The sequence below is a fragment of the Rhizobium sp. WYCCWR 11152 genome (assembly GCF_013087615.1).
Taxonomy (GTDB): domain Bacteria; phylum Pseudomonadota; class Alphaproteobacteria; order Rhizobiales; family Rhizobiaceae; genus Rhizobium; species Rhizobium indicum.
On sequence record NZ_JABFCP010000009.1, the window covers coordinates 567885 to 589629 of the forward strand.

23 protein-coding genes are annotated in these 21745 nt (G+C 61.6%); 10 read left to right on the plus strand and 13 right to left on the minus strand.

Going from position 1 to position 21745, the window contains the following annotated elements:
* Nucleotides 1–295: 295 nt before the first annotated feature.
* The 4 genes from G9X67_RS18020 to G9X67_RS18035 all read left to right on the plus strand — a co-directional run bounded on the left by G9X67_RS18020 (nucleotide 296) and on the right by G9X67_RS18035 (nucleotide 3384).
* Nucleotides 296–1876 (plus strand): HAMP domain-containing sensor histidine kinase, encoded by a 1581-nt coding sequence (locus tag G9X67_RS18020; protein WP_210258896.1) that lies wholly within the window; start codon nucleotides 296–298, stop codon nucleotides 1874–1876.
* Nucleotides 1848–2795 carry a peptidoglycan-binding domain-containing protein gene (locus tag G9X67_RS18025; RefSeq protein WP_138328507.1) on the plus strand — a complete coding sequence of 316 codons (948 nt, stop codon included), beginning with the start codon at nucleotides 1848–1850 and terminating at the stop codon, nucleotides 2793–2795. Before G9X67_RS18020 ends, G9X67_RS18025 begins: the two co-directional genes overlap by 29 nt.
* An 84-nt stretch (nucleotides 2796–2879) precedes the next feature.
* A complete protein-coding gene (locus G9X67_RS18030; RefSeq protein ID WP_210258897.1) occupies nucleotides 2880–3131 on the plus strand; it encodes a hypothetical protein in 252 nt (83 codons plus the stop codon).
* Nucleotides 3132–3177: 46 nt separating this feature from the next.
* Complete coding sequence (locus tag G9X67_RS18035; protein WP_029875294.1) at nucleotides 3178–3384, plus strand: hypothetical protein; 207 nt, start codon at nucleotides 3178–3180, stop codon at nucleotides 3382–3384.
* Nucleotides 3385–3421: 37 nt separating this feature from the next.
* Here the strand turns inward: G9X67_RS18035 and G9X67_RS18040 are convergent, their stop codons facing one another.
* Both G9X67_RS18040 and G9X67_RS18045 read right to left on the minus strand, forming a co-directional pair.
* Entirely contained in the window at nucleotides 3422–3601 is a 180-nt protein-coding gene (locus tag G9X67_RS18040) for a hypothetical protein (protein WP_033180556.1), read from the minus strand.
* A 314-nt stretch (nucleotides 3602–3915) separates the two neighbouring features.
* Nucleotides 3916–4953: an AraC family transcriptional regulator gene (locus tag G9X67_RS18045; protein ID WP_171599356.1), complete on the minus strand. Its 1038-nt coding sequence runs from the start codon at nucleotides 4951–4953 to the stop codon at nucleotides 3916–3918.
* Between the two features lie 58 nt (nucleotides 4954–5011).
* On the opposite strand from G9X67_RS18045, the gene G9X67_RS18050 reads away from it, so the two are divergent.
* The 3 genes from G9X67_RS18050 to G9X67_RS18060 all read left to right on the plus strand — a co-directional run bounded on the left by G9X67_RS18050 (nucleotide 5012) and on the right by G9X67_RS18060 (nucleotide 7976).
* Complete coding sequence (locus tag G9X67_RS18050; RefSeq protein ID WP_171599357.1) at nucleotides 5012–5986, plus strand: oxidoreductase; 975 nt, start codon at nucleotides 5012–5014, stop codon at nucleotides 5984–5986.
* A gap of 134 nt (nucleotides 5987–6120) precedes the next feature.
* Nucleotides 6121–7569, plus strand: coding sequence for a methyl-accepting chemotaxis protein (locus tag G9X67_RS18055; protein WP_171599358.1), 1449 nt, complete (start codon nucleotides 6121–6123; stop codon nucleotides 7567–7569).
* Nucleotides 7570–7631: 62 nt separating this feature from the next.
* Nucleotides 7632–7976, plus strand: coding sequence for a DUF1491 family protein (locus G9X67_RS18060; RefSeq protein WP_171599359.1), 345 nt, complete (start codon nucleotides 7632–7634; stop codon nucleotides 7974–7976).
* A gap of 66 nt (nucleotides 7977–8042) precedes the next feature.
* On the opposite strand, the gene G9X67_RS18065 is transcribed toward G9X67_RS18060, so the two are convergent.
* The gene (locus tag G9X67_RS18065) at nucleotides 8043–9092 is read right to left on the minus strand and encodes a DUF2336 domain-containing protein (RefSeq protein ID WP_138387722.1); all 1050 of its coding nucleotides are present in this window, start codon (nucleotides 9090–9092) and stop codon (nucleotides 8043–8045) included.
* A gap of 249 nt (nucleotides 9093–9341) precedes the next feature.
* Complete coding sequence (locus G9X67_RS18070) at nucleotides 9342–9548, minus strand: hypothetical protein (protein WP_138387721.1); 207 nt, start codon at nucleotides 9546–9548, stop codon at nucleotides 9342–9344.
* A gap of 540 nt (nucleotides 9549–10088) precedes the next feature.
* Between G9X67_RS18070 and G9X67_RS18075 the strand changes: the two genes are divergently transcribed.
* Nucleotides 10089–10256, plus strand: a complete 168-nt coding sequence (locus tag G9X67_RS18075; protein ID WP_171599360.1) for a hypothetical protein — start codon at nucleotides 10089–10091, stop codon at nucleotides 10254–10256.
* Nucleotides 10257–10269: 13 nt separating this feature from the next.
* On the opposite strand, the gene G9X67_RS18080 is transcribed toward G9X67_RS18075, so the two are convergent.
* The 3 genes from G9X67_RS18080 to G9X67_RS18090 form a co-directional block, all read right to left on the minus strand.
* Entirely contained in the window at nucleotides 10270–10818 is a 549-nt protein-coding gene (locus tag G9X67_RS18080; RefSeq protein WP_017963550.1) for a membrane protein, read from the minus strand.
* The gene (locus G9X67_RS18085) at nucleotides 10811–11398 is read right to left on the minus strand and encodes a DUF1214 domain-containing protein (RefSeq protein ID WP_029875289.1); all 588 of its coding nucleotides are present in this window, start codon (nucleotides 11396–11398) and stop codon (nucleotides 10811–10813) included. Before G9X67_RS18085 ends, G9X67_RS18080 begins: the two co-directional genes overlap by 8 nt.
* 199 nt (nucleotides 11399–11597) lie before the next feature.
* Nucleotides 11598–13784 carry a PBP1A family penicillin-binding protein gene (locus G9X67_RS18090; RefSeq protein WP_171599361.1) on the minus strand — a complete coding sequence of 729 codons (2187 nt, stop codon included), beginning with the start codon at nucleotides 13782–13784 and terminating at the stop codon, nucleotides 11598–11600.
* A 204-nt stretch (nucleotides 13785–13988) separates the two neighbouring features.
* Between G9X67_RS18090 and G9X67_RS18095 the strand changes: the two genes are divergently transcribed.
* Nucleotides 13989–14465, plus strand: coding sequence for a YcgN family cysteine cluster protein (locus G9X67_RS18095; protein WP_017990827.1), 477 nt, complete (start codon nucleotides 13989–13991; stop codon nucleotides 14463–14465).
* Between the two features lie 47 nt (nucleotides 14466–14512).
* On the opposite strand, the gene G9X67_RS18100 is transcribed toward G9X67_RS18095, so the two are convergent.
* The 3 genes from G9X67_RS18100 to G9X67_RS18110 all read right to left on the minus strand — a co-directional run bounded on the left by G9X67_RS18100 (nucleotide 14513) and on the right by G9X67_RS18110 (nucleotide 17739).
* The gene (locus tag G9X67_RS18100; protein WP_171599362.1) at nucleotides 14513–14839 is read right to left on the minus strand and encodes a hypothetical protein; all 327 of its coding nucleotides are present in this window, start codon (nucleotides 14837–14839) and stop codon (nucleotides 14513–14515) included.
* A gap of 148 nt (nucleotides 14840–14987) precedes the next feature.
* Nucleotides 14988–16949, minus strand: a complete 1962-nt coding sequence (locus G9X67_RS18105) for an elongation factor G (RefSeq protein ID WP_138328499.1) — start codon at nucleotides 16947–16949, stop codon at nucleotides 14988–14990.
* Between the two features lie 229 nt (nucleotides 16950–17178).
* Nucleotides 17179–17739, minus strand: coding sequence for a TetR family transcriptional regulator (locus G9X67_RS18110; protein WP_138387718.1), 561 nt, complete (start codon nucleotides 17737–17739; stop codon nucleotides 17179–17181).
* A 178-nt stretch (nucleotides 17740–17917) separates the two neighbouring features.
* On the opposite strand from G9X67_RS18110, the gene G9X67_RS18115 reads away from it, so the two are divergent.
* Complete coding sequence (locus G9X67_RS18115; protein WP_171599363.1) at nucleotides 17918–18832, plus strand: SDR family oxidoreductase; 915 nt, start codon at nucleotides 17918–17920, stop codon at nucleotides 18830–18832.
* 104 nt (nucleotides 18833–18936) lie between these two features.
* Here the strand turns inward: G9X67_RS18115 and G9X67_RS18120 are convergent, their stop codons facing one another.
* The 3 genes from G9X67_RS18120 to G9X67_RS18130 all read right to left on the minus strand — a co-directional run bounded on the left by G9X67_RS18120 (nucleotide 18937) and on the right by G9X67_RS18130 (nucleotide 21728).
* Entirely contained in the window at nucleotides 18937–20004 is a 1068-nt protein-coding gene (locus G9X67_RS18120; protein WP_138328972.1) for a fatty acid desaturase, read from the minus strand.
* A 914-nt stretch (nucleotides 20005–20918) separates the two neighbouring features.
* Nucleotides 20919–21254: a hypothetical protein gene (locus G9X67_RS18125; protein WP_138328497.1), complete on the minus strand. Its 336-nt coding sequence runs from the start codon at nucleotides 21252–21254 to the stop codon at nucleotides 20919–20921.
* A gap of 96 nt (nucleotides 21255–21350) precedes the next feature.
* Nucleotides 21351–21728: a hypothetical protein gene (locus G9X67_RS18130; RefSeq protein WP_017993428.1), complete on the minus strand. Its 378-nt coding sequence runs from the start codon at nucleotides 21726–21728 to the stop codon at nucleotides 21351–21353.
* Nucleotides 21729–21745 lie beyond the last annotated feature (17 nt).

Here is a 21745-nt window from a genome sequence, read left to right on the forward strand (position 1 = left end):
TTGCGGCAAATTTAGTTCAAATTTTAGCGAACGGCATTTGAGGGACATTTTAGTCGAATGCGAGCGATCGCCGTTAAGCATCAGGGCAACACCTGCTTGCAATTGCAGGACTTTTGCCGGCTCGCCTTGCCACAGGAGTTAACGCAATGCTGAAATATGAGGAAAATCCGTCGCTTACCCCCTATTAACCACAAAAGGCAAAGAGCCTTCCAGATGCTTCAAAACGAGAATTTCAGCCGTTTCAGGCTGTGAACAGCGCTTTTGCCTTATCCTTTCTTTAAGTCGCCAAGGCCTATTGTCCGGATCGATAGACAGCCTTTCGGGCGGGTATTGCGTGCGTGTATTGAGTAACATTGGCGGCTGGATGACGGCCCTCGTAGACCGGGCAGCGACAAGCTGGCTCTCCCGGACGGGCGGCGGTGAAGCCGTGCGCCAACGCGAGCTCGCGATCCTGCGCCGCCTCGTGCTGCTCTCGTCGGCTGCTCTCGTTGCCGCTCCTATCGGCCTTTCGGCGGTCACCAGTCCGGCCGTGGCGCTGCCGGCAGGTGTCGCCATGGTCTGCGCCGCCTTTCTCTTTTCCGCCGTCGGCAGCATCGCGCTCGCCCGCCAGGGTTCGTCCGCCGGTATCGCCACGCAGTCGGCCGAGGATTTCTTCCTTGCCGCCACCCCGGGCCTCGTCTTCTTCCTCGACCCGCATGGCAGTGTGGCGACCGTCGGTGGTCGCGACCGGCGCGATTTCCTCGGCTGGATGCGCGATCCGAAGGGCAGGGGCTTCCTCGAGCAGGTGCATGTCTCCGACCGCATTCTTTTCCTGCAGGCGCTCGATGGCCTGCGCCGAGGCGAGGATGCTCAGAGCGTCGACCTGCGCCTCGACCGGCCTTCGGTCTCGCGTGATCAGCGCCAGTTCGCCTATCTGAGAATGGACATGACGGCCCGGCGCGACGCCGACGGCGAACTCGCCGCCGTCATTGCCCAGCTGCGCGATGTCTCCGTCGAGCAGCAGCTGCGTGACGAAGCCCAGAACCGCGCGGCCGATGCCGAATCAGCAAATGACGCCAAATCGCGCTTCCTCGCGGCCGTCAGCCATGAGCTGCGCACGCCGCTGAACGCCATTCTCGGTTTTTCCGACATCCTGATCGGCGAATATTTCGGCAAGTTCGAAAACGACCGCCAGCGCGAATATGTCGGCCTGGTCCGCGAATCCGGGGCGCATCTGCTGTCTGTCGTCAACACTATGCTCGACATGAGCAAGATCGAGGCCGGCCGCTACGAGCTGATCCTCGAAGCCTTCGACATATCGAGCTCCGTCAAATCCTGCGAATCGATGCTGGCATTGCAGGCCAAGACCAAGGGCCTCACGCTGACCAGCCGTATCCAGCGCGGCCTCGGCGAGGTCGTCGCCGATCAGCGCGCCATCCAGCAGATCCTCATCAATCTCGTCGGCAATGCCATAAAGTTCACCGAGGCCGGCGGCGTCGTCTCGGTCGATGCGGCAGCGCGCGACGGCATCCTCAAGCTGACGGTCAGCGACACCGGCATCGGCATCCCGGCCGACAAGCTGGCATTGCTCGGCCAGCCCTTCGTCCAGATCCAGAACGATTATACCCGCCGCTTCGAAGGCTCCGGCCTCGGTCTCTCCCTGGTCAAGGGGCTGGTAGCGCTGCATGGCGGGTATTTCGCCATCGCCAGCCAGCCGGGCGAAGGCACGATTATCACCATCGAGATTGCGACGGACGGCTCGGGTGCACAGCACGCCGAAGACGCCGGTCATGGCGCGACTGTCGAGTTTCCGCCGCGGCTGAAGGGCGCGGTCAATAGTGGTGCAGGATTGGAAGAGGGGCGTTTCGATGGCCGCGCGCAAGCGAAAATCGCCTAAGGGAAAACGGCAGCAGCCGGGCCTTCTGATGTCAGGCGCTGCCGCCCTCGGCGGGCTCGGCCTGCAGGGCGCATCCGTGCTCGGCGGGGTCGGCCTGCAGGGCGCCTCGGTGCTCGGCGGCGTCATCGGCCGCAATCCGTCGGTCGCCGGCGGCGCGATCACCTTCGCCGTCATCTTCTCCTTCGTCGCCGCCAATGCGCTCTGGTATCAGCCGGGCCTGCATCCGCATCCGATCTTCCGCACCCGCGATCCGCAGTCTCCGACCGTGATCGGCGCCCGCCGCCCGGCCGAGGAGCAACAGGGCGACGTCACCACCTTCCGGATCGAACGGCCGCAGGATACCGCCACCACCAACGCGACACCGGCGCCTGCCGCACCCGGCCAGCAGCCGAGCCAGCTCGTCATGGACATCCAGCAGCAGCTGGTGCGTCGCGGCCTCTATAACGGCATACCCGACGGCATTATCGGCCCCCGCACCAGTGCGGCCATTCTGTTCTTCGAGGAAACCGTCGGCATGACCCAGACCGGCGATCCGACACCAGAGGTGCTAGTGGCGCTGAAGACCGATGCTGCCGGCCCCTCGACCGTACCCGCCGAAAGGCCGCCCGAGGATGTGAGCTCGAAGGCGGCGGCGGAAGACCCGGTGGCCGCGGCGATCCGCAGCGCCGAGAAGACCGTCAAAACGGTTCCATCTGCGGCAAAGCAGGTTCCATCCAGCCAAATCACCAATGTCGACCTGGTGTTGAAGATCCAGAAGGGTCTTTCCAACATGGCCTATGCCAATGTCGGCGTCGACGGCGTTGCCGGCGAACAGACCCGCGCGGCCATCCGCCATTTTCAGAAGCACTACAACCTGCCCGAAGACGGCGAGCCGAACCAGGCTGTGCTGAAGAAACTTAAGGACATCGGGGCGATCTAGCTTCCGCGCCTCGCAAAACGGCGCCAGGTCAGTATGGCAAGGCCTTCCTGCACCGCATTGCCGGATGAATCGAAACTGCCGCACGTGACAAGCGTCCCTCGGGCCAATCCCAGCGTCTCGATCCTGAAGCAATGTCAGACGCGAAGGGGCGAAGCGAAGCACTTCATCAAATCGCAACGTGGGGCAGTTCTCGTGCAGGACCGCACCGGGCTGATCCACCTCTGCCAAGGCACCTATGGCCCGGCTGAGATAGAATACGAACGGCTGACCGGCATTCCTCTTGGTAAATCGAAGCCGGTTCCGAATGATGCCGCGCCGTTGATACGGCCTGCCTGATCGACAACTGAACGCATTTGACGTCGGCAACCCTTAAGGATGATGCGTGACTTCATTTTACAATCACCATGTAGACGAGACCGCTTCGACAGTGCTCCTGATCGCCTTCCAAGAGGCCTGCGCCCGGCATGACATCTCGCCCGATAGCGAAGACGGCTCGGATCTCTTAACCGTTCTTTTGTATGCCTTTCAAAAGGGGACGACGACCAAGGATGCGCTGGTCGGCCTCGCGTTAAATCTCATTGGCAAATGAAAGGGAAAATCCCGTCCGTCTCGTCCCGGTTGGTAGATCACCTTTTGAGACGATGCGCGGCGCGATCGGAGGCATCTCGATCAGATCGGTGCAGATTGAGAATCCGGATCGCGTCCATTCTGGCGATGGCGTGTTTCTGCACAAAATAGTCAAGTTCATAAGCATCGGACACTTTTTTCCGATCCTGTGCGGGTTTGATCACGGTGACAGTCATCATTTTCTCCTTCTATACCAAATCAGTTGATTCAACTTATCAGGGTCGTGACTCGACCGGTGGAATGGTACGGAATGAGACAATGTCATGGAGGGGGAGCTGCAATTCATCTTCCGCGGACAGGCGTCGACCCTGAGCGCATCTTCGCTGGCCAACATTCCAGCCAATGGGCCGCATGTCTTCAAAAATACGTCCGGACAAATGCTACACAGGCGACGGCCATCTTTAATCCACTTCATCACGGAATGCGGGCGACAGCATTGAGAGCATGATGCTGCTGGGCCGATCGGGCCTAAAATCATGCGGATCTCGCGCCGCTACGATGCCGCCTTCAAAAGCCTGTAATGCGTCGTCATCGCCTGCCCCTCGACATCCACCACCTCTTCGATCGGCCCGGCCTTGCGGGCCATCGCCACGCGGTAGCGCCTGGGCGCCATACCCGTCATTCGTTTGAAGGCGTTGCTGAAGGCGCTTTCGGAGGTGTAGCCGAGCGAAAGCGCCAGTGCTGAAACCGGCATGCTGCCCTCCCGCAGCTCGCGTTCGGCAAGGCGCATGCGCCAGCCGATCAGATAGGTGAGCGGCGCAACCCCCGCCACGGTCTTGAACCGCAGGGCAAAGCTCGTGCGCGACATGCCGGCCGCCTTTGCCAGTTCGCCAAGCTGCCAGGACCGGCCGGGATCGCCATGCATCAGCCGCAGCGCCGGCGCAATGCGATCGTCGCCGAAGGCTCGGAGCCACCCGACCGTCAATGGCGCCGAGCTCATGATGTGCGCCCTCAGCACCTGCACGAACATCAACTGCGCAAGCTGGGTCGAGGCGAGCAGGGCGCCTGGCCGCTTTGCCGCCATCTCCCGCACCAGCTGGTCGAGCAGCCAGCGCAGCACGCCGGCTTCGGCAAGGGCGGCGCGCACATGAATGATCGGCGGCAATACGTCGGACAGCAGCTCCATGCCCTGCGGCCCGAGCGCGATGTGGCCGCCGAGATAGTGAAAATCCTCGCCAACGCCGTGGCGTGCCATGCCATCGACCTTTTCCTTGAAGGCGCCGACCGCGTCAGTGGGCGCAACGGCAAGGTCGCTCGCCAGGATGAAGGAGTGCTGGCCGTTCAAAAGTGCAACGTCGCCTGACTCCAGCAGAATGGGTTCTCTGCCATTGTCGAGGCAAAGCCAGCAGCGCCCTTTGGCGACCGCGCTGATCTTGATCCGGTTCGGCCGGGGGAAGCGCAGCGCCCAGGCGCCGCCGGCGATCAGCCCGCCCGACACAAGGCAGCGTGCATCGAGCAGATTGAGCATTTCGGAGAGCGGGTCACTGATCATTTTTGAACGATGAAGCAGGAAATCGGGATTTTCAAGCATTCAGAATCCCGTTTCCCGGGCGTACACAACGCCATCATGCAACAACGGAGGGCACGCCATGTCCACCCCACAAGCTCCCATCGGTTCCGGTTTCGGTGCGGCCTCTACCGCCGCCGATGTCATTGCCGGGCACGATCTTTCAGGCAAGGTCGCGATCGTCACCGGTGGTTATTCCGGTCTTGGCCTCGAGACGGCTCGTGTGCTCGCCGAAGCCGGCGCCAGGGTTGTCGTCCCCGCCCGCAATCTCGGAAAAGCCAAGGCGGCCGTGCAAAGCATTCCCGGCCTTACGGTGGAAAAGCTCGACCTGATGGAGCCCGGGTCGATCGACGACTTCGCCGACCGCTTCCTCGAAAGCGGCGACCCCCTGCATCTGCTCATCAACAATGCTGCCGTCATGGCGAACCCGCTGACCCGTGATGCCCGCGGTTACGAATCGCAGTTCTCCACCAATCATCTCGGTCATTTCCAGCTCACTGCCCGCCTCTGGCCGGCGCTGGTGAAGGCCGAGGGTGCACGCGTCGTCGCCGTCTCCTCGCGCGGCCACGTCTTCTCCGGCGTCGATTTCGACGATCCGAATTTCAAGAACCGCGAATACGCACCCTATCTCGCCTATGGCCAGTCGAAGACGGCAAATGCTCTCTTTGCGATCTCACTGGACGCTTTGGGTGCGAAGCACGGTGTCAGAGCCTTCTCACTGCATCCCGGCGGGATCGTCACCACCAATCTGGTCCGCCATCAGTCGAGCGACTTCCTTAAGGCGAGCGGCTATGTCGACGAGGACGGCAAGCCGGTCATCGATCCGGAAAACAACAAGAAGACGATTGAGCAAGGGGCGTCGACCACCGTCTGGTGCGCCGTCAGCGAGAAGCTCGAGGGTCTCGGCGGCGTCTATTGCGAGAACTGCGATATCGCCACCGCCGTCTCCGGCGATTCGACCGAGATGCTCGGTGTCCGTCCTTGGGCAACCGATCCGGAATTTGCCGAACGCCTCTGGCAGCTGAGCGAGCGGCTGACGGGCTTCATCGCCAGCTGATGGGGCGCCACACGGCCGGCCTACAGTCACGGAGTCCTCTTTCCCTACAACCTAAGTCTAAGGTTCTGCCGCTGTTTGCAACTTATTAACCATGTTGCCTGAAGCTTTTCTGATTGGGCGGGGGGGCGTCGGTCATGCATGCGCTGAAGGCGATAGACGATCTGGCCGGAGAACCGGCGGTCGAAGCGGGAGGGCCTGATCGCGAGGCGCTGCGCCACATCCTGCTGCGTCTTGCCGAAGAAGCCTCCACCCTTGGCATCGATCTCGTGGATATCGCCGGCGCCATCCAGGACATGGCGGGAATGTCGGCCCGGCATGCCTCCGCCTTCGATCATGTCACCCGCACCGCGCTTTCGATTGCCGAGACCAACCGCTCGGTCGCCGTGTCGCTGCGCGAGACCGATCGCACGGCGGCCGAGGCCCGTCACAAGCTGAAGGAGTCGGCTGATCGCCTGACGGGCTCCGTCGCCGAGATCGGCCACATGGTTCAGTCCTCCAACGAGATCGGCGCTGAGATCGCCGGCTTCTCGAAGTCGCTTGCCGATGTCGACAATATCGCCGAGGAGATCAGCACCATCGCCCGCCAGACCAACCTGCTGGCGCTGAATGCCGCGATCGAGGCGGCGCGCGCCGGCGATGCGGGCAAGGGTTTTGCGGTCGTCGCCGCCGAGGTTCGGGCGCTGTCGCTGCAGACCTCGAAGGCGACCGGCTCCATCCAGCAGACGCTGGACGAACTGCGCGTGAAGATCGACCGGCTGTCGGCCGTCGGCAGCGATGCGCGAGAGAGCGCCGCCGGCGTGCGTGACAAGTCGGAGGCGATGCGCGGCGCTTTCGAAAGCATGGAACATGTCATCACCCGCATCCTCGACAGTTCGACTGTTATGGCCAACACCACCGAGGCGGTCGACCAGCAATGCGCCGGCTTCGTCGAGAAACTCGGCGAGATGTCGGCCGAGGTCGCCGGCTCGAATGTCCGGCTGCAGCAGGCGGCAAAACGCGTCGACAGCGTCGTCGGCCTCTCGGAAACCCTGATCCAGCTGACGGCGAGTGCCGGCGTCAAGACCGCCGACAGCCGTTGGATCGAGGAAGCGCAGTCGGTGGCAAGACAGATTTCCGGCGCCTTCGAGCGCGCCGTCGCGGAAGGCCAGATCGGGCTCGATGCTCTTTTCGACCGACGGTATCGGCCGATACCGGGCTCTGATCCTGCACAGATGATGGCGGCCTTCACCGAACTCGCCGACCGCCTGCTGCCGCCGATCCAGGAACCCGTCACAACCTTGGACGAGCGCATCGCCTTCTGCGCGGCGATCGACGAGAATGGCTATCTGCCGACCCACAACCGAAAATTCTCGCAAGCCCAGCGGCCTGGCGACAGCGTCTGGAACACTGCCAATTGCCGCAACCGCCGCATCTTTGCCGATCGCGTTGGCCTTGCAGCCGGTCGCAGCACCGCGCCCTTCCTCGTCCAGACCTACAGGCGCGACATGGGCGGCGGCAATTTCGTGATGATGAAAGATATCTCCGCTCCGATCACAGTCCGTGGACGGCATTGGGGAGGATTACGGCTGGCAGTCAAGGTCTGACCCCTGGGGTCAAACTCTGACCCTGCATTGCCGCCACCGACGCGCCGGTCTATACCGCACCGATGAGATTACGCGCCGACATCTTCATTTCAGCCCTCCTGCGCCGCGTCTTTGCCAGCGGCGATTTCGCCGCCGTCGAGAAGAAGGGTGCGGAGGAGGCGGGTGCGATCTTCATCCGCCAGCACTTCCGCGACGGCCTGGAAACGCTCTACGCGCCGGCACCGCAGACAGCCTTCGGCGAAGGTCAGGCCGGCGACCGGCTGTTCGAGATCCGCCTGTCGCGCGGCGATCCGGAGGCGGTCCGCGCGATGCTGGAGCGTGAACGCAAATTCGACCCCGATCTCTGGATCGTCGAGCTGGAGGCGGAGGAACTGGGGGACATGATCCCGCTTGCGAAGGGCGGCTGAGCCAAGGCGCTCGTCAGCTCAGCGTCATTTTGAACCGCTGTAGGTGGTAAGGTCATCAACCGCAGTTCAGCGAGACCGCCGCCCCATGACGCGCATGTCGCGCTGCGGCGGCGCCTGGCGGATGAAGCGATAGTCGGGCGTTGCTGCCGGCGCGGGTGCATCGGTCGCTTCCGGCTTATAGGTGTAGCGATCGGCGCGCCGCCAGGCTTCGACGCGTTCGTGGCATTCTTCCGGGTCGAGCGCATCGAGCACCATCCAGCCGCGCGTAACGTTATGCTGCTGTTCGGCAAGGTGCGGATAGAGCCTTTCGAGCACGAAGACGGCATCGAGAAAGCCCATGCCGAGGCTGGTCAGCGTCGTGGCGAGCTGCTGGCCGGAAAGATCGAGCATGATGCGCTCGGCAAGCCAGCGGCTGGCGGAAAGCGCATCGGCAAGCGCGGTTGCGAAATGCGTCGCTTCACGCGAACGGGCGAAGCGCACCAGCAGCGCCTCTTGAATGTCGGTGAGCGTGCGCAGACCGAGCCTGTCCTCGTCGGCACGGCCGAGATGGCCGGCAAGGCCGAGGATACGCTCGCGCAACGCCTCTTCATTGGCAATCCGCTGTTCCGCCAGCGCATCTGCCTCGTTGGTCTCGGTCGGCGCTGGCGAAAGCGGCACCGCCGGCGATTCCATGACCGGCGCCGATGTGGCCGCCGACCGCGGCTGGCTCTGGCGCAGCGCCACCAAAGCATCGATGACCTTCGGCGAGAGTGAATCGCGGCTGACGATCGCCTTGACATGCGTTGCACCCTGCATGCGCGCGATGGTGATCAGCGTATCGTCGGCGATTGCCTTCGAGGCGGCAAGAAAGGGGGCTGCGATATCGATCGGCTGGTTGCCGATGAACAGCGCCACGGCGGCCGGCATGTTCTCGCATTGGGACAGCGCCGCGACCGCCTGGCGCTTGGCCTCGTCGGAGGAGGCCTGGAACAGCGGCATGAAAAGTTCGGCGAATTGGCGCAGTTCGGACCGTGTCGGATGAGACAGGTTCTCGAAACTGCTGACAGTCGCCATTAGTACCACGTCCTTTTTCCTGACGGCCAAGGGGCCTTCTAGGTCTCGAAACCGGTCACGCACAAAAACACCCCGAAAACGCAGAACAAGGGGACCAAGGCCGATATGCGCTGGCGGAACGCATGTCAGGCCATACGGTTATGAACAAATCCTACACCGGTACGGTTAATGCATGCTGAAGAATTTATTAGAATGCAACAGAAATATACACGCGGAACGTGTTGCGACATGGTTGGCCGGCAATATAAAAATGCATGGTTTGGAAGGCGTGCTGCGACGATTGCAGCATCGCTGCCGCGGTGGTGGAAAAACTCAGGCGGCCCTGTGATCGCGCAGCGCGTGCAGCAGTTTTTCGCGGCTGTCGTAACCGGCCTGATAAAGGTCGAGTGCTGTGGATGCCGCGAATTGCGCGTCGACGCTTTTGATGTCGATCCGCCGTTCTGAGCACCAGGCATCAAGCGCACTGCGCAGCACGTCGAGATCTTCAGGCGAGAAAGATGAATTGACCAGCAAAGACACCGCTTGCCCTCCGCATTCCGGCAAGAACGTGGAAAATCCCGATCGATCGGAGCCCGGAAACGTGTGACCGACATGAGCGAACATACGCGCATCTGCGCGCCTCGCAATTAAATATTTTCATGATGTATTTTTGCAACATCGCCTTTTTCCCGGCCGGCGGATTGCAGCGCCGATGTCAACTATATGAATTGGTTCTAATTTTATCCGTTGATCTCCAGCCGGCCGTTTGTGTAGGCGGCGTGAAACCAAATCAACTCTTCGCGCGTTAAAGGGGAAGTAACGTGAACTGTGTTTGGCCTCGGCTGAACATTAGTAAACTGTTAACTGTCATCTGTCTCAATTCGGATAGGAACGACGCGATTTGAGTATTTGGATCGTTGAAACTCCGCATCACGGTATTTCAATCAGGTGCCGTGGGAAAGGCGCGAATGCCCTCGGGCCGGTCATCCCGGTACTGCAGGACGCGCCGGCCCGCACATTGGCGGGCAGGGTGAAATCCATCGCAACTTCATCCGTCTCGGGCAGTGCATGGAGACGAGAATGGCAATAGTAGTCGCATTGGCGGATCGGCGGCCGCGGGCGCCGCGTCGCCCGGACAAAGAGGCCCGCGAAGCCAAGATCCTTTGGTTCACCGGCGTCCGCTACGAGCGGTTGACCGAGAGCCCGAAACATCGTCCGGCGCCCGCGCCGCGCGTCAACAAGAAGTAACCGCTCTTCAACCTCAGCGAGCGGCGAATTGCTCGCAGCCGGCTTCCGTCAGGAAGTTGCGCGCAGCCTCATCGAAGCTCGCCTGCGGCGCCAGCGTCCGCAGCACGGCATAGCCGTCCGGCCGTGCCATTTCCACCAGGATCGCCTGCTGCAGCTCCTGCGGCAAGTTCTTGCGCAGGTCGGTCAGCTGGATCGGACTGCCGGCCAGCACATCGAGCGCGCCGCCGACCGATGTCCTGTCATTCATGCTGAAGACCTCGTTGGAGGCGCTGTCATAGATCGCGATCGACCAGAAGGGCACATTGCCCTTGGCGGTGAAATGTACCGGCGCATCCTCGACGTCGAAGGAGCAGACGGCGGTGCGCAGGAAGGGGTCGCCATTGGCAAGGCCGGCCTCGTCATATTGGTCGCCGAGCAGGTAGAAATTATTGAGGTCGCCCTCTGCCTCCACGCGGGTCGCCGCATCCCTGCCGGTGAAATGCGGCAGCGACAGGATGATGACGAGATGCAGCAGGGCTGCGCCGAAAAGACCGGTCAGGACCGCGAAGAATATCCTAAGCATTGCCGCATCCGGTCTTGGTGAGCTTCGGCATGGCGAGGTCGATCACGCCGGAACTGCCGGCTGTCGGTGTGTCGAACAGCGTCAGCACCAGCCGGAAGGTGCCGGCCTCTGGCAAGGCCAGCCAGTTGCCCGGCTGCGCGACGGCGGAGATCTCAACCGAGAAACTGCTGTCTTGATTGCGCAGCACGGTCCAGGAATTGAGCGCTGAGGGATGCCCGGTCTTCACCGCTGCCGGATTGCCGCCATTGTCGGCGGTAAAGAGGGTCCAGAGCCGGGCAGGCGGCGTCTGCCCGCTGATGCGGTAGCGGCAGCCGGCATTCAGCCGCGCGCCTTCGTCGTCGACACTCGCCGTGAAGGTCAGACCCTCGGCGCTGCCATAGAGCAGCTTGCCGGCGCGCGCCCGGTGCGACTTGGCATAAGGATCGGCCTCGACCGTCTGCAACGCTGGAAAGGCCTCCCAGGCGCCGAGCTTGATCGCCCCGAAACCCTGTGTCGCATCCAGCGCATAAAGCGAAATCATGATCCCGCCGCCGAAGGCGACGATCAGCGTGATCGCGATAAAGAGGGGGAATCGAAACACGTCATGACCTTGGAAACCATATCGGATGAAAGGGTTACCACTGATTCTGGCAGGGTGGAATGCCGGGCAGTGACATGGGCGATTGATCCCCGGTTATGTCCAAGCGGCAAAGCAGTCTGCCAACTGCGGCAATACGGCCTTTCACCCAGAGATGCCGGCAGGCGGATGGGGGGCAGCTACCGGCAATCTCCTGGGCCGGCTACTCCGCGCTCGCCACCTTCGCCGGCGCGAGTGGGGCGGCATCCTTCAGCTTTTCGCCGAGCTTCTTGAGGATGCCAGTCGATTGAACCGAGAGCATGCGCGGCCGGATGAGCTGCGGCAATCCGTCCTGCGGCTTGGCGGCGGCGGTCTTGGCGAGGTCCTTTTCCGAGGGCAGGGGATTTTCGACGCCGGGGATGGCGCGCAGCGTCACACCCTGATGGGCGTAATCCATGGCGCGCTTGAAAGTCATCGCCGGCAGCGAACCGCCGGTCATCTCGTTGGTCGAGGTGTAGTCGTCATTGCCGAACCAGACGGCGCAGGTGTAATTGCCGGTGAACCCAACGAACCAGGCGTCGCGATAGGCCTGGGTCGTGCCGGTCTTGCCGGCCGTCAGGATGCCGTTGTCGAGAGCCGCCTTGCGCGCCGTGCCGACATAGGGGACGCGCGACAGCATCTGGTTCATATAGGCGTCGGCCTGTTCGGAGAGCACACGTTTCGGCGCCGGTTCGTCACGGTCGAAATCGTAGAGCACGTCACCGTCGTAATCGAGGATCTGGGTGATGCCGTGGCGGCGCGACTGGTAGCCGCCGGCCGGGAAGGTGGCATAGGCCGTCGCCTGGTCGAGGACCGTCACCTCGGAGGTGCCGATCGGGATGGTGACGTCGTCGCGGATCGGCGTTTCGACGCCGAGGTTCTTCGCCATCGCCCGGATCGGCTGAATGCCGAGTTTTTCCTTGGCGAGCCGCACCGGCACGGTGTTGATCGACTGGGCGATCGCGGTCTCAAGCGTGATGCGGCCGGCATAGCGGTTTGCGTAATTGTGAGGGCTCCAGTTGCCCCAGTAGATCGGCGCATCGACGATCGTCGTCTGCGGCGTCATGCCGCTCTCCATCGCCACCGCATAAGTGTAGACCTTGAAGGACGAGCCTGGCTGGCGCAGCGCCCTGCTGGCGCGGTTGAACTGGCTCTCGCCGTAATCCCGGCCGCCGACCATGGCGCGCACGGCCCCGCCGTTTTCGATCATAACCATCGCGCCCTGCTTGGCGTGATAGGCCTCGCCATATTCGCGCAGCGACGTCTCGACCGAATCCTCGGCCGCCTTCTGGATGCCCATGTCGATCGTCGTGCGCACGATCAGCGAATGCTGGTGGAAGCGCGACGAAAGCCGCTGGACCTCGTCGAAAGCCCAATCGAGGAAGAAATCGGGCGATTCCACCTCGTTGCGGTCGACGACGGTAGCTGGATTGCGCCTGGCGGCGATCACCTGGCCCTCGGTCATCAGCCCGCTCTGCACCAGATTGGTCAGCACTTCGTTGGCGCGGGCACGCGCCGCCGGCAGGTTGACATGCGGCGCGTATTTCGCCGGCGCCTTGAACAGGCCGGCAAGCATGGCGGATTCGGCAAGGTTCACATCGGTGATGTTCTTGCCGAAATAGAACTGCGCCGCCGCCGCTGCGCCAAAAGTGCCGCCGCCCATATAGGCGCGGTCGAGATAGGTGGAGAGGATTTCCTTCTTGGAAAGGTTCGCCTCGAGCCAAAGCGCCAGGAACGCCTCGGTGACCTTGCGGTCGATCGAGCGTTCGTTCGACAGGAACAGGTTCTTGGCGAGCTGCTGCGTCAGTGTCGAGCCGCCTTGGACGACTTCGCCGGCGCGCGCATTCTCGCTCATGGCGCGGAAGAGGCCGATGAAATCGATGCCGAAATGGTCGAAGAAGCGCCGGTCCTCGGTGGCGATCACCGATTTGATCAGCGAATCCGGCAGCTCGTCGATCGGTACGGAATTCTGGTGGATGACGCCGCGATGGCCGATGACATTGCCGTAGCGGTCGGTGAAGGTGACGGCGAAATCGCCGCGGTTGCGCCAGTCTTCCTTGGTCGCCTCGAAGGCAGGCTGGGCAAGCAGCAGCATCAGCACCGAGCCGGCCGCTCCGAGCGTCAGTCCCTCGCCGGCAAGTTCGAAGACCATGCGCTTCCAGCCGCGCACGCGGAAACGGCGGAAAAAGATGGTAATGTCTTCCCAGATCTCGGCGGCGCGGAAGCCGGCGTTCCAGACGGTCGAATCGATCCAGGAATCGATACGCAGCAGAATGTGACGGCTCTTCGCCGGCCGCTTTTCCGCCGCCTCGTTCGCCGCTTTTCCGGGCCTTTTTTCTGGCCCATTTCCTGGGTTGTCCGGATCCTGCACGTCCTGTATTCCCGCCTGATTGCGCTTCGATCATATCCGACAAAAGCGCGAGGCCCGCATATGGCCGCAAAGCTCTCCGATACGAGGAGAGAATTCTCCGAGTACCAGGAGTATACTGAAGGATTGATTGATTTTGCGGCTGATAACAAGAGAGATGCATCAGGGTCACGCGAATTTGCGGGTCGCTGTTGCAAGAAACGAACGATGAACGATCTGCCCTTCTGGAAGAGCAAGACGCTTGCCGAAATGAGCGTCGCCGAGTGGGAAAGCCTCTGCGACGGCTGCGGCCTCTGTTGTCTCAACAAGATCGAGGAATGGGATAGTGGCGATATCTATTTCACCTCGGTCAGCTGCAAGCTGCTCGACGGCGAAAGCTGTCGCTGCTCCAGCTATGAGAACCGCTGGGATTTCGTGCCGGACTGCGTGCAGTTGACCAAGGAAAATGTGCCTGATATCGCCTGGTTGCCGCCCACCTGCGGCTACCGGCTGGTCAATGAAGGCCGCGACCTCTACTGGTGGCACCCGCTCGTCTCCGGCGACCCGGAGACCGTCCATGCCGCCGGCATTTCCGCGCGAGGCCGCGCGATCAACGAAAATGAGATCGATCTCGACGATCTCGAGGATTACGTCGTCGACTGGCCGCTGACCGTGGGCGAGGAGAAGGACGATGAGGACGCCTAACATTACAGTTGCCCACCTTGCACGACGGCGAATTGAACCTTCATCCGTCATCGCATGGTCGCTTTGGCGACGGGCGCATCAAGCCGCAGCAAGGCAAGTCCACCGCAAATCAAAAATGCAACTGTAATGTTAGACGACAGGCATTCGGAGACCGATTTCGATTCACCGGTGGGGAATTCGTCGAAGCAGTTCCTTGCGACGTTATCCGCGAATACGACGACCGTTGCCAGGTCTTCGGACGTAAGCCGGGTTTCTTGTAGATGATCGTAGGCATGTTCAATCCTCCTTGATTGGGTTCGGATTTCGGATTTGCCGTACGGATTTCTTCTTTTGATGACCGCCAAGGCCGCATCGAGATCTGCATTAGAGGCCATGATGCATTAGAAGCGGTTAGTGGCCGATAATCGCTCCCGCGAATCTCAGATTAAATGCCATAGGTAGCGTGAAACGGCGCATTCTCACGGTTAACTGCCAAACGACATGAGCCCATTCTGCGAACGAGCATGAAGTGGCGCGAACGTTTCAGTGTGCGACGCCTGGTCCCTCGTGTGCCCTCACGATGGCGTCCGCTTCCTTGCCGTATAACTCCTCGAAGTGATCGAAGGTCTTGGAAAAGTAACCAATGCCCTGCGTCGCCGAGCGCAGCGCCCGCGCCAGATCGTCAAGTGCGCCGCCCGGAATGAGTGCCCGGAAGATGTCCCATCCCTTAGCGGTTTCATCCCGGTCGAAGCCGAGAACCTGACCCTTGAGAGCGGAGACGATCTGGACGAGGCTGCCGGAATAGATCGACGGAATGTGAATTTCGCTGCGGAAGACCGGTTGCATTAAAACGGCCGACCCTTCGGAAAGCGCCTGTCGCACTCCCATTTTCGACGCAGTCCGGAAGGCGTGTTCCGAACTGTCGACGGCATGGTGCTGACCATCGTACAGCGTTACGCCGACATCGATGACCTGGAAGCCTAGCGGCCCTTTCTCCATCGCTTCGCGCGCGCCTGCTTCGACAGCAGGGATGTAGTTGCGCGGAACGACGCCACCCTTGACGGTTTCGCTAAAGGTGAAGCCCCGGCCGCGCTCATTGGGGCGAATGCTCAGCTTCACATCCGCGAACTGTCCGGCACCGCCGGTCTGTTTGCGGTGACGGTAATGAACCTCAGATGGTTTCGCAATTGTCTCGCGGTAGATCGGGCTGGGCGTTCGATCGGTTACGGCGATGTGAAACACGTCGGACAGGGTTCGGCAGAGATCGCGCAGATGCACCGGCCCCTGGGCGCAGACGAGCTGGGCGCCGGTGCTTTCCTCCTGCAAGACCGTTAGGCCGCGATCCGTCGCGGAAAGTTTTGCCAGCGTTTCGGAGAGCTTGTTTTCATCGCGCTCGCTGCCTGGGATTAGGATCCTTTCAAGCATCGGCGTGGGTGGCTCCGTCCATTCAGGCGGGGCGACCACCGCGTCTGATGTCAACAGCGAAGGGACGGGCAAGTGGTCGGACTTGACCGTCGCAAACACATCCCCCGACGCAGGCACAACCGCCGAATTGGACCGCCCGTTTGCGAGATGCTGTACGGCGCCGAGGCTGGAGCCGCCCAGTGATGCGCCCTGCCGCAGTCCCACGCCAAGCGCGCGCACGAGCACTGTCTTACCGACATTCTGGCGATGATAGGCATGGAAGCTCACGGCGGTCAGCTTGTTTTCATCGACATTGCCCGCACGAGCCAGGCGCTGTCGAAGAACCCCCACCGGCGGCGCCTCGTGGCGCAGCGCCTTCATCAGCCTCATCATGCCGTTGCCGTGACTTGCGGCACCGATCAGGACTGGAATAATCCTGTTTTCCCTGAGAACCCGCGATGAAATGGCATAGAGCGCGTCGCTGGGCGGCTCGCGATCTTCGATCAGTTCCTCGAGAAGCCAGTCATCGAATTCGGACAGGTGTTCCAGGAGCTCGCTGCGCGCTTCGTGCTCGCGCTCGGCGGCGCTTTCGGGGATTGCGATCAGCGCCGAAGTCTGGCCTTCCCGGTAGCGCCACGCCCGTTCGGAAATCAGATCGCAACTGCCTATGATCCTGTCCCCCTCGCGGATCGGGATCTGGCGAAGCAAAAGCGTGTGGTTGGCGTAGTCTTGAAGCGCGGCGATCACGTCCCTCAGCCGCCCTCTCGGTTCGTCCATCCGGTTGACGAAGAGGATGCACGGCGTCTCCGAGGCCTCGATTACGCGCAGATAGGGCGCGGCGAGCACAGCCTCCTCGGGTGCCGATGAAACGCACAGGATGCAGGCGTCGCTGGCGAGAAGCGCGTGCTGTGCATGCGCCAACGCTTCATTGGGTCCTGGCGCATCCAGCGCACACCACGACTCATTTCCAAAGGTGAATTCTGTGAGGTTCAATCCATAAGGGGAGCTGGATTTTCTCGCCGCCCCTTCCAGGGAGCCGAGCTTTTCCACGACTGTTGATTTTCCGGTCTGCGAAGGTCCAAGCACGGTAAAGCAGCGCATCGGCATTCCTCCAACTGCCATAAACACAACTTTCAGCCATCATAGGATGCCCTGAACCGCTGCAAGGCGCCAGAGGTGCATTCGCGCTTTCACATCACGCAACGAAGACGCCCAAAGCTCCAGCGTCGCCTCAATCGATACGCCTGTCATCCATGACCTACGGATCACGGAAACCCATGGATTCAGATATTCCAACTATATGCAGCTGTAATGTTAGTCTAAGCGGGGATCAGGGCTTCACTGCTGTCAGGAAGCGCTTCAATTCCGTCTCCACATAGGCAGCCACCGGGCCGTCTGCGCCAAATCCCCACCAGGTGAGCGAACCCTGCCATTGCGCCAGCATCAGCCGGGCGATCGTCTCCGGATCGCTCGCCGAGCTGAAGCAGCGTGCGATCGCTTTCGTCAGCGCCGTTCCCCAGGCTGCACCCCGGGCCTGCAGCACCGGATCGCGGAAGTCCTCGCGAAGCACCAGCAGTCCCTCGCCATAGGCGGCGGCATTGTCGCCGTAATCCTGCGACAGGCCGACGAGCAGCGCGACGGCGCCTTCCGGGGTTTTCGCCACGCTCCCGGCAAGCCGCGCCGTTTCCGCATCCAGCCGGTCCCAGGCGTGAAGCAGCGCAGCGCGCAGCATCGCCGCTTTCGTCGCGAAACGCTGCACCAGCGTCGAGCCGGAAAGACCGCTGGCTTTCGCCACCGCCGCAAAGGTCGCCGCATCCGGCCCCTCGGCGTGGATCAGCGCCAGCACCATGGCGAGAAGCTGTTCATCGGAAACTGTGCGGCGACGCGGCATGAAATTCCTCTTGCATTCGCTTCGAATGTAAACGATCATTCGTTTATATACAAGCAGTGCCAGCTGGAGCAATTCCGGGAAAAGTGTGAAGCGGTTTTCCGTCCGGAATTGCGTAAAAACAAGAGCTAAACCCGGGTGCTTACGGCATGAAGGCCGTTCTAGCGTGGAGGATGGAGAAGTGACAGCGAACTTGCGGGAGAAAGTGGCCTTGGTGGCGGGTGCTACGCGCGGCGCCGGCCGAGGCATCGCGGTGGAACTTGGTGCCGCCGGCGCCACCGTCTACGTGACCGGGCGCACGACGCGCGCCCAGCAATCCGAGTATGCCAGGCCGGAGACGATCGAGGAGACGGCCGAGCTGGTGACATCAGCCGGCGGCAAGGGCATTGCCGTGCAGGTGGACCATCTCGTCCAGCAACAGGTCGAGGCGTTGGTCGCCCGCATCCGCGGCGAAGCTGGCCGGCTCGATATTCTGGTCAACGACATCTGGGGCTGTGAGAAGCTGTTCGAATGGGACAAGGCCGTCTGGGAGCATTCGCTGGACAAGGGCCTGCGCATGCTGCAGCTCGGCATCGAGACGCATCTGATCACCGCCCATTACGCCCTGCCGCTGATGATCGAGCGGCCCGGCGGGCTGCTGGTGGAGATGACCGACGGCACGGCCGAATACAATGCCACCCATTACCGGCTCTCGCCCTTTTACGACCTGGTCAAGACAGGCGTCACCCGCATGGCCTGGGCACATGCGCAAGATTTGGAAAAACACGGCGCCACCGCCGTTTCGATCACGCCCGGCTGGCTGCGTTCTGAAATGATGCTGGATGCTTATGGTGTTCGCGAGGAGAACTGGCGCGAGGCGACGAAGGTGCAGCCGCATTTCGCCATTTCCGAAACCCCGCGCTTCGTCGGCCGGGCCGTTGCGGCCATAGCCGCCGACCCCGACCGCGCCCGCTGGAACGGCCAGTCGCTGTCGAGCGGCGGAGTGGCCAAGACCTATGGCTTCGACGATATCGACGGTTCGCGGCCGGATTGCTGGCGCTACATGGTGGAAGTGCAGGATCCGGGCAGGCCGGCGGATGTGACAGGCTACCGCTAAACAATTCCAGGGAAGGAGGCGGCTTTCCCTGGAATTGGATGCAGGCAAAAGGTCAGAGCGGCTCTGCGCTTCCGTGAAAGCTAAACCGCTCTAACGCCCCGTCATCATGCTGCGGCAAGCCGCGCCGCCTCACGAAACGAGACCAGTCGTTTCGTCTGTTCGTCCCACAGCACCAGCTTGACGCAACGCAGGCTTTCCATGAGCGTGATGCGGCCCAGATCGGCAAGCTCAGGATGATCTCGCAGCACCTCCGGCAGCCGGTAATACGGCACCCGGCTCGACAGATGATGTACGTGGTGGATGCCGATATTGCCGGTGATCCAGCGCAGCACCGGCGGCAGGTCGTAATGCGAGGCGCCGTGCAGGGCCGCATGCTGGAACTGCCAGTCCGGCTCCTTCGACCAATGTGTTTCCTCGAATTGATGCTGGACGTAGAACAACCAGACGCCGGCAGCACCTGCCAGAAGCACGGTCGGAAGATGCACCAGTAAAAAGGGGACGATCCCGACCGCCCAGATCAGCAGCGCGGCGACCACTGCGATGGCAAGATTGGTCGCCATGGTCGAGATCCAGGGCAGGGCGCCGGAGCGCATCATGCCGAAAGGCAGGCGCTGCTTGAAGAGGAACAGCCATGCCGGTCCGATCCCGAACATCACGATCGGGTGCCGGTAGAGCCGATAGCCGAGCCGGCCCCAGCGCGACAGCGCGTTATATTCGGCGATCGTCAGCGTTTCGATGTCGCCAACGCCGCGCTCGTCCAGGTTCCCGGCCGAGGCGTGGTGTTCCGCATGCGCGCGGCGCCAATAGTCGTAAGGTGTCAGCGTCAGGATGCCGATCGTGCGTCCAACCCAGTCGTCGACGCGGCGACGGGCGAAAAACGAGCCGTGGCCGCAATCATGCTGGATCATGAACAGCCGGAGCAGGAAAGCGGCGGCGGGAAGGACGAGGATCAGGCCTGGCCAGAAGCTGTAATGAACCGCTGCCCATGCGGCAGCCCAGAACAGCGCGAAGGGGACGACGGTGACGGCAAGCTCGAAGGCGCTGCGTCCGGCCCGCGGCTGGCGATATCCGGCAAGGATCTTCAGCCAGCGCTTTTCAGCGAAAAGCGCCGCTTGCTCCGCGGATCGATCCGGGTTTTCGGATCGCTCCGGGTTGTCGTCGGGCTCACCCATAGGGGCCACTTGGATTTCCTCGCACTCGCTGCGGCGCGCAGATTCGATCACAGAGTGACGCCGTGAAAGGCGGCGATCGCCGAAAAGCCGAGTGCAATCACCACGGCCGAACGAATGAGGAAGAGCGGATAGTCGAAGTGGTACATCGTATGAAGAGTGGTCATGGTTACAGCAATTCCTGTTTTTCTGAAAACATGTCAATGGGTGATGGTGTCACGCCGGAGCGCGGCGCGTCCGACAAGACGCGCTATCACTTGCGCTGTTATGCGCACGGGGGCGGAGCGGGGGCTCGATAAGAGGTTCTATTTCTTTGGAGCACTGCCCTGCGGAGCGGTTTTGGTCGCCGTCTTCATCTGATTGGCGAATGTGCTTTCCACCTTCGCTGCCTGCTTGTCCTTCTTCGGCTTCCGGACCTCGCGATTGCTTCTTACCTGTCCTTTTGCCATCGATAAAATCTCCCTTTAGATCGAAATTGAAAGCCGCAGCCTGCGTGGTATTCGCCCCGCTTGTCGGTCGCGATCGGAGATCGCGGGATCGTCATGAGGGGCAACCCGACAACACCGGGCCGCAGGGATGGAATGAAAATGATGCCTGCTGAAACCGCATCGCTGTCTGGAGGCGGATGACCGGAGAGGTCACCGAAAGCCAAACCCGACGTTGAGACGGGACGTCACCATGCTTTCGCGATCGGGAAAATGGCGGGGCCGGAAACCCGGTCACCGCAAATGCCGCATCGGCCAAATCAGCGAGCCCTCCTTATAGAGTAAAATTGAGGTGCCATTAAGGCCACCGCCGCAGGAAAGCCATATTTCCACAGGGGATAAAGTGAGCCGCGCAAAACTGGGCAGCGGTTTAGCGATAACGGCGTGCGAAACAACAGGGCTAAAGCGCGAGGGATGAATCTTGCGACGCGCTTAGTCATTCACGGGAAACAGGCGGATCAGCTTCGTTCTTTCCATCTCCGCGCGGCCTGATGCAGACATGATGCCGCGGGCCAAACAGAGTTCGATGTCCCTTCCGATATCGAGCGGCACCAGCATGCCGCCGGCCTTGAGCAGTCGGTCTGTCATCGACAGAAGCAGATCCACTTTTGCCCGGCAGCCATCGATTTCCAGGAGCGCCACCCGGCGCTCCCTGTCGATGTCGGCAAGATCTCTAGCCTGCTCGCGTTGTTGGTAAGCCCCGAATTGCACCCATCCGAAATAACCGGCCGCTGCGACGCAGATACAAAGCAAGAGGGTTTTTCGCACGATATTCCTTCGGAGCCGGGCGGCTCGTTTGCCGCTAGAACATCAGTGAGAGCATGATGTCGTCCGAAAACCGCTCACACTTTTCGGCATCATGCTCTAGCCGGCGGCGCGTCTTTCGCGGGGCAATCCCTGTATTGCATATCGGTTAAAGACGGGGGTTACCGGTTTCGGCGGCGTCTTCAGCTTGCCGAAATGGTGTTCCAGCGCTTGTGAGAGCATGGCCGGCGAGGTGACGCCCTCTTCGAACAGTCTGATCAATAGTATGGCGGCGACGTTGAAGACACGTTCGTTGCCGATCAGGATTTTGGCGTCGTAGCCGGCATCGTCGAGCACGCCTTGCAGCATGTCGAGATCGGACGAAGTCAGATGCGACTTTTCGAAAGTGGAAGACATCGGTCCTCCTTTCATCGGGGCAAGGGTATAAAAACCCTCAGTCGGCAGCGCCCTTACACTGGCTGCCGAAGTTGCGACCATGCGCCTTTCACCCAGGC

What these genes read in the sequence shown, in the direction of transcription:
- G9X67_RS18025 (WP_138328507.1), top strand. Translation starts at nt 1,848, where the DNA reads ATGGCCGCGCGCAAGCGAAAATCGCCTAAGGGAAAACGGCAGCAGCCG.
- G9X67_RS18040 (WP_033180556.1), bottom strand. Translation starts at nt 3,601, where the DNA reads ATGATGACTGTCACCGTGATCAAACCCGCACAGGATCGGAAAAAAGTG.
- G9X67_RS18045 (WP_171599356.1), bottom strand. Translation starts at nt 4,953, where the DNA reads ATGCTTGAAAATCCCGATTTCCTGCTTCATCGTTCAAAAATGATCAGT.
- G9X67_RS18050 (WP_171599357.1), top strand. Translation starts at nt 5,012, where the DNA reads ATGTCCACCCCACAAGCTCCCATCGGTTCCGGTTTCGGTGCGGCCTCT.
- G9X67_RS18055 (WP_171599358.1), top strand. Translation starts at nt 6,121, where the DNA reads ATGCATGCGCTGAAGGCGATAGACGATCTGGCCGGAGAACCGGCGGTC.
- G9X67_RS18060 (WP_171599359.1), top strand. Translation starts at nt 7,632, where the DNA reads ATGAGATTACGCGCCGACATCTTCATTTCAGCCCTCCTGCGCCGCGTC.
- G9X67_RS18075 (WP_171599360.1), top strand. Translation starts at nt 10,089, where the DNA reads ATGGCAATAGTAGTCGCATTGGCGGATCGGCGGCCGCGGGCGCCGCGT.
- G9X67_RS18080 (WP_017963550.1), bottom strand. Translation starts at nt 10,818, where the DNA reads ATGCTTAGGATATTCTTCGCGGTCCTGACCGGTCTTTTCGGCGCAGCC.
- G9X67_RS18095 (WP_017990827.1), top strand. Translation starts at nt 13,989, where the DNA reads ATGAACGATCTGCCCTTCTGGAAGAGCAAGACGCTTGCCGAAATGAGC.
- G9X67_RS18100 (WP_171599362.1), bottom strand. Translation starts at nt 14,839, where the DNA reads ATGGCCTCTAATGCAGATCTCGATGCGGCCTTGGCGGTCATCAAAAGA.
- G9X67_RS18105 (WP_138328499.1), bottom strand. Translation starts at nt 16,949, where the DNA reads ATGCGCTGCTTTACCGTGCTTGGACCTTCGCAGACCGGAAAATCAACA.
- G9X67_RS18110 (WP_138387718.1), bottom strand. Translation starts at nt 17,739, where the DNA reads ATGCCGCGTCGCCGCACAGTTTCCGATGAACAGCTTCTCGCCATGGTG.
- G9X67_RS18120 (WP_138328972.1), bottom strand. Translation starts at nt 20,004, where the DNA reads ATGGGTGAGCCCGACGACAACCCGGAGCGATCCGAAAACCCGGATCGA.
- G9X67_RS18130 (WP_017993428.1), bottom strand. Translation starts at nt 21,728, where the DNA reads ATGGTCGCAACTTCGGCAGCCAGTGTAAGGGCGCTGCCGACTGAGGGT.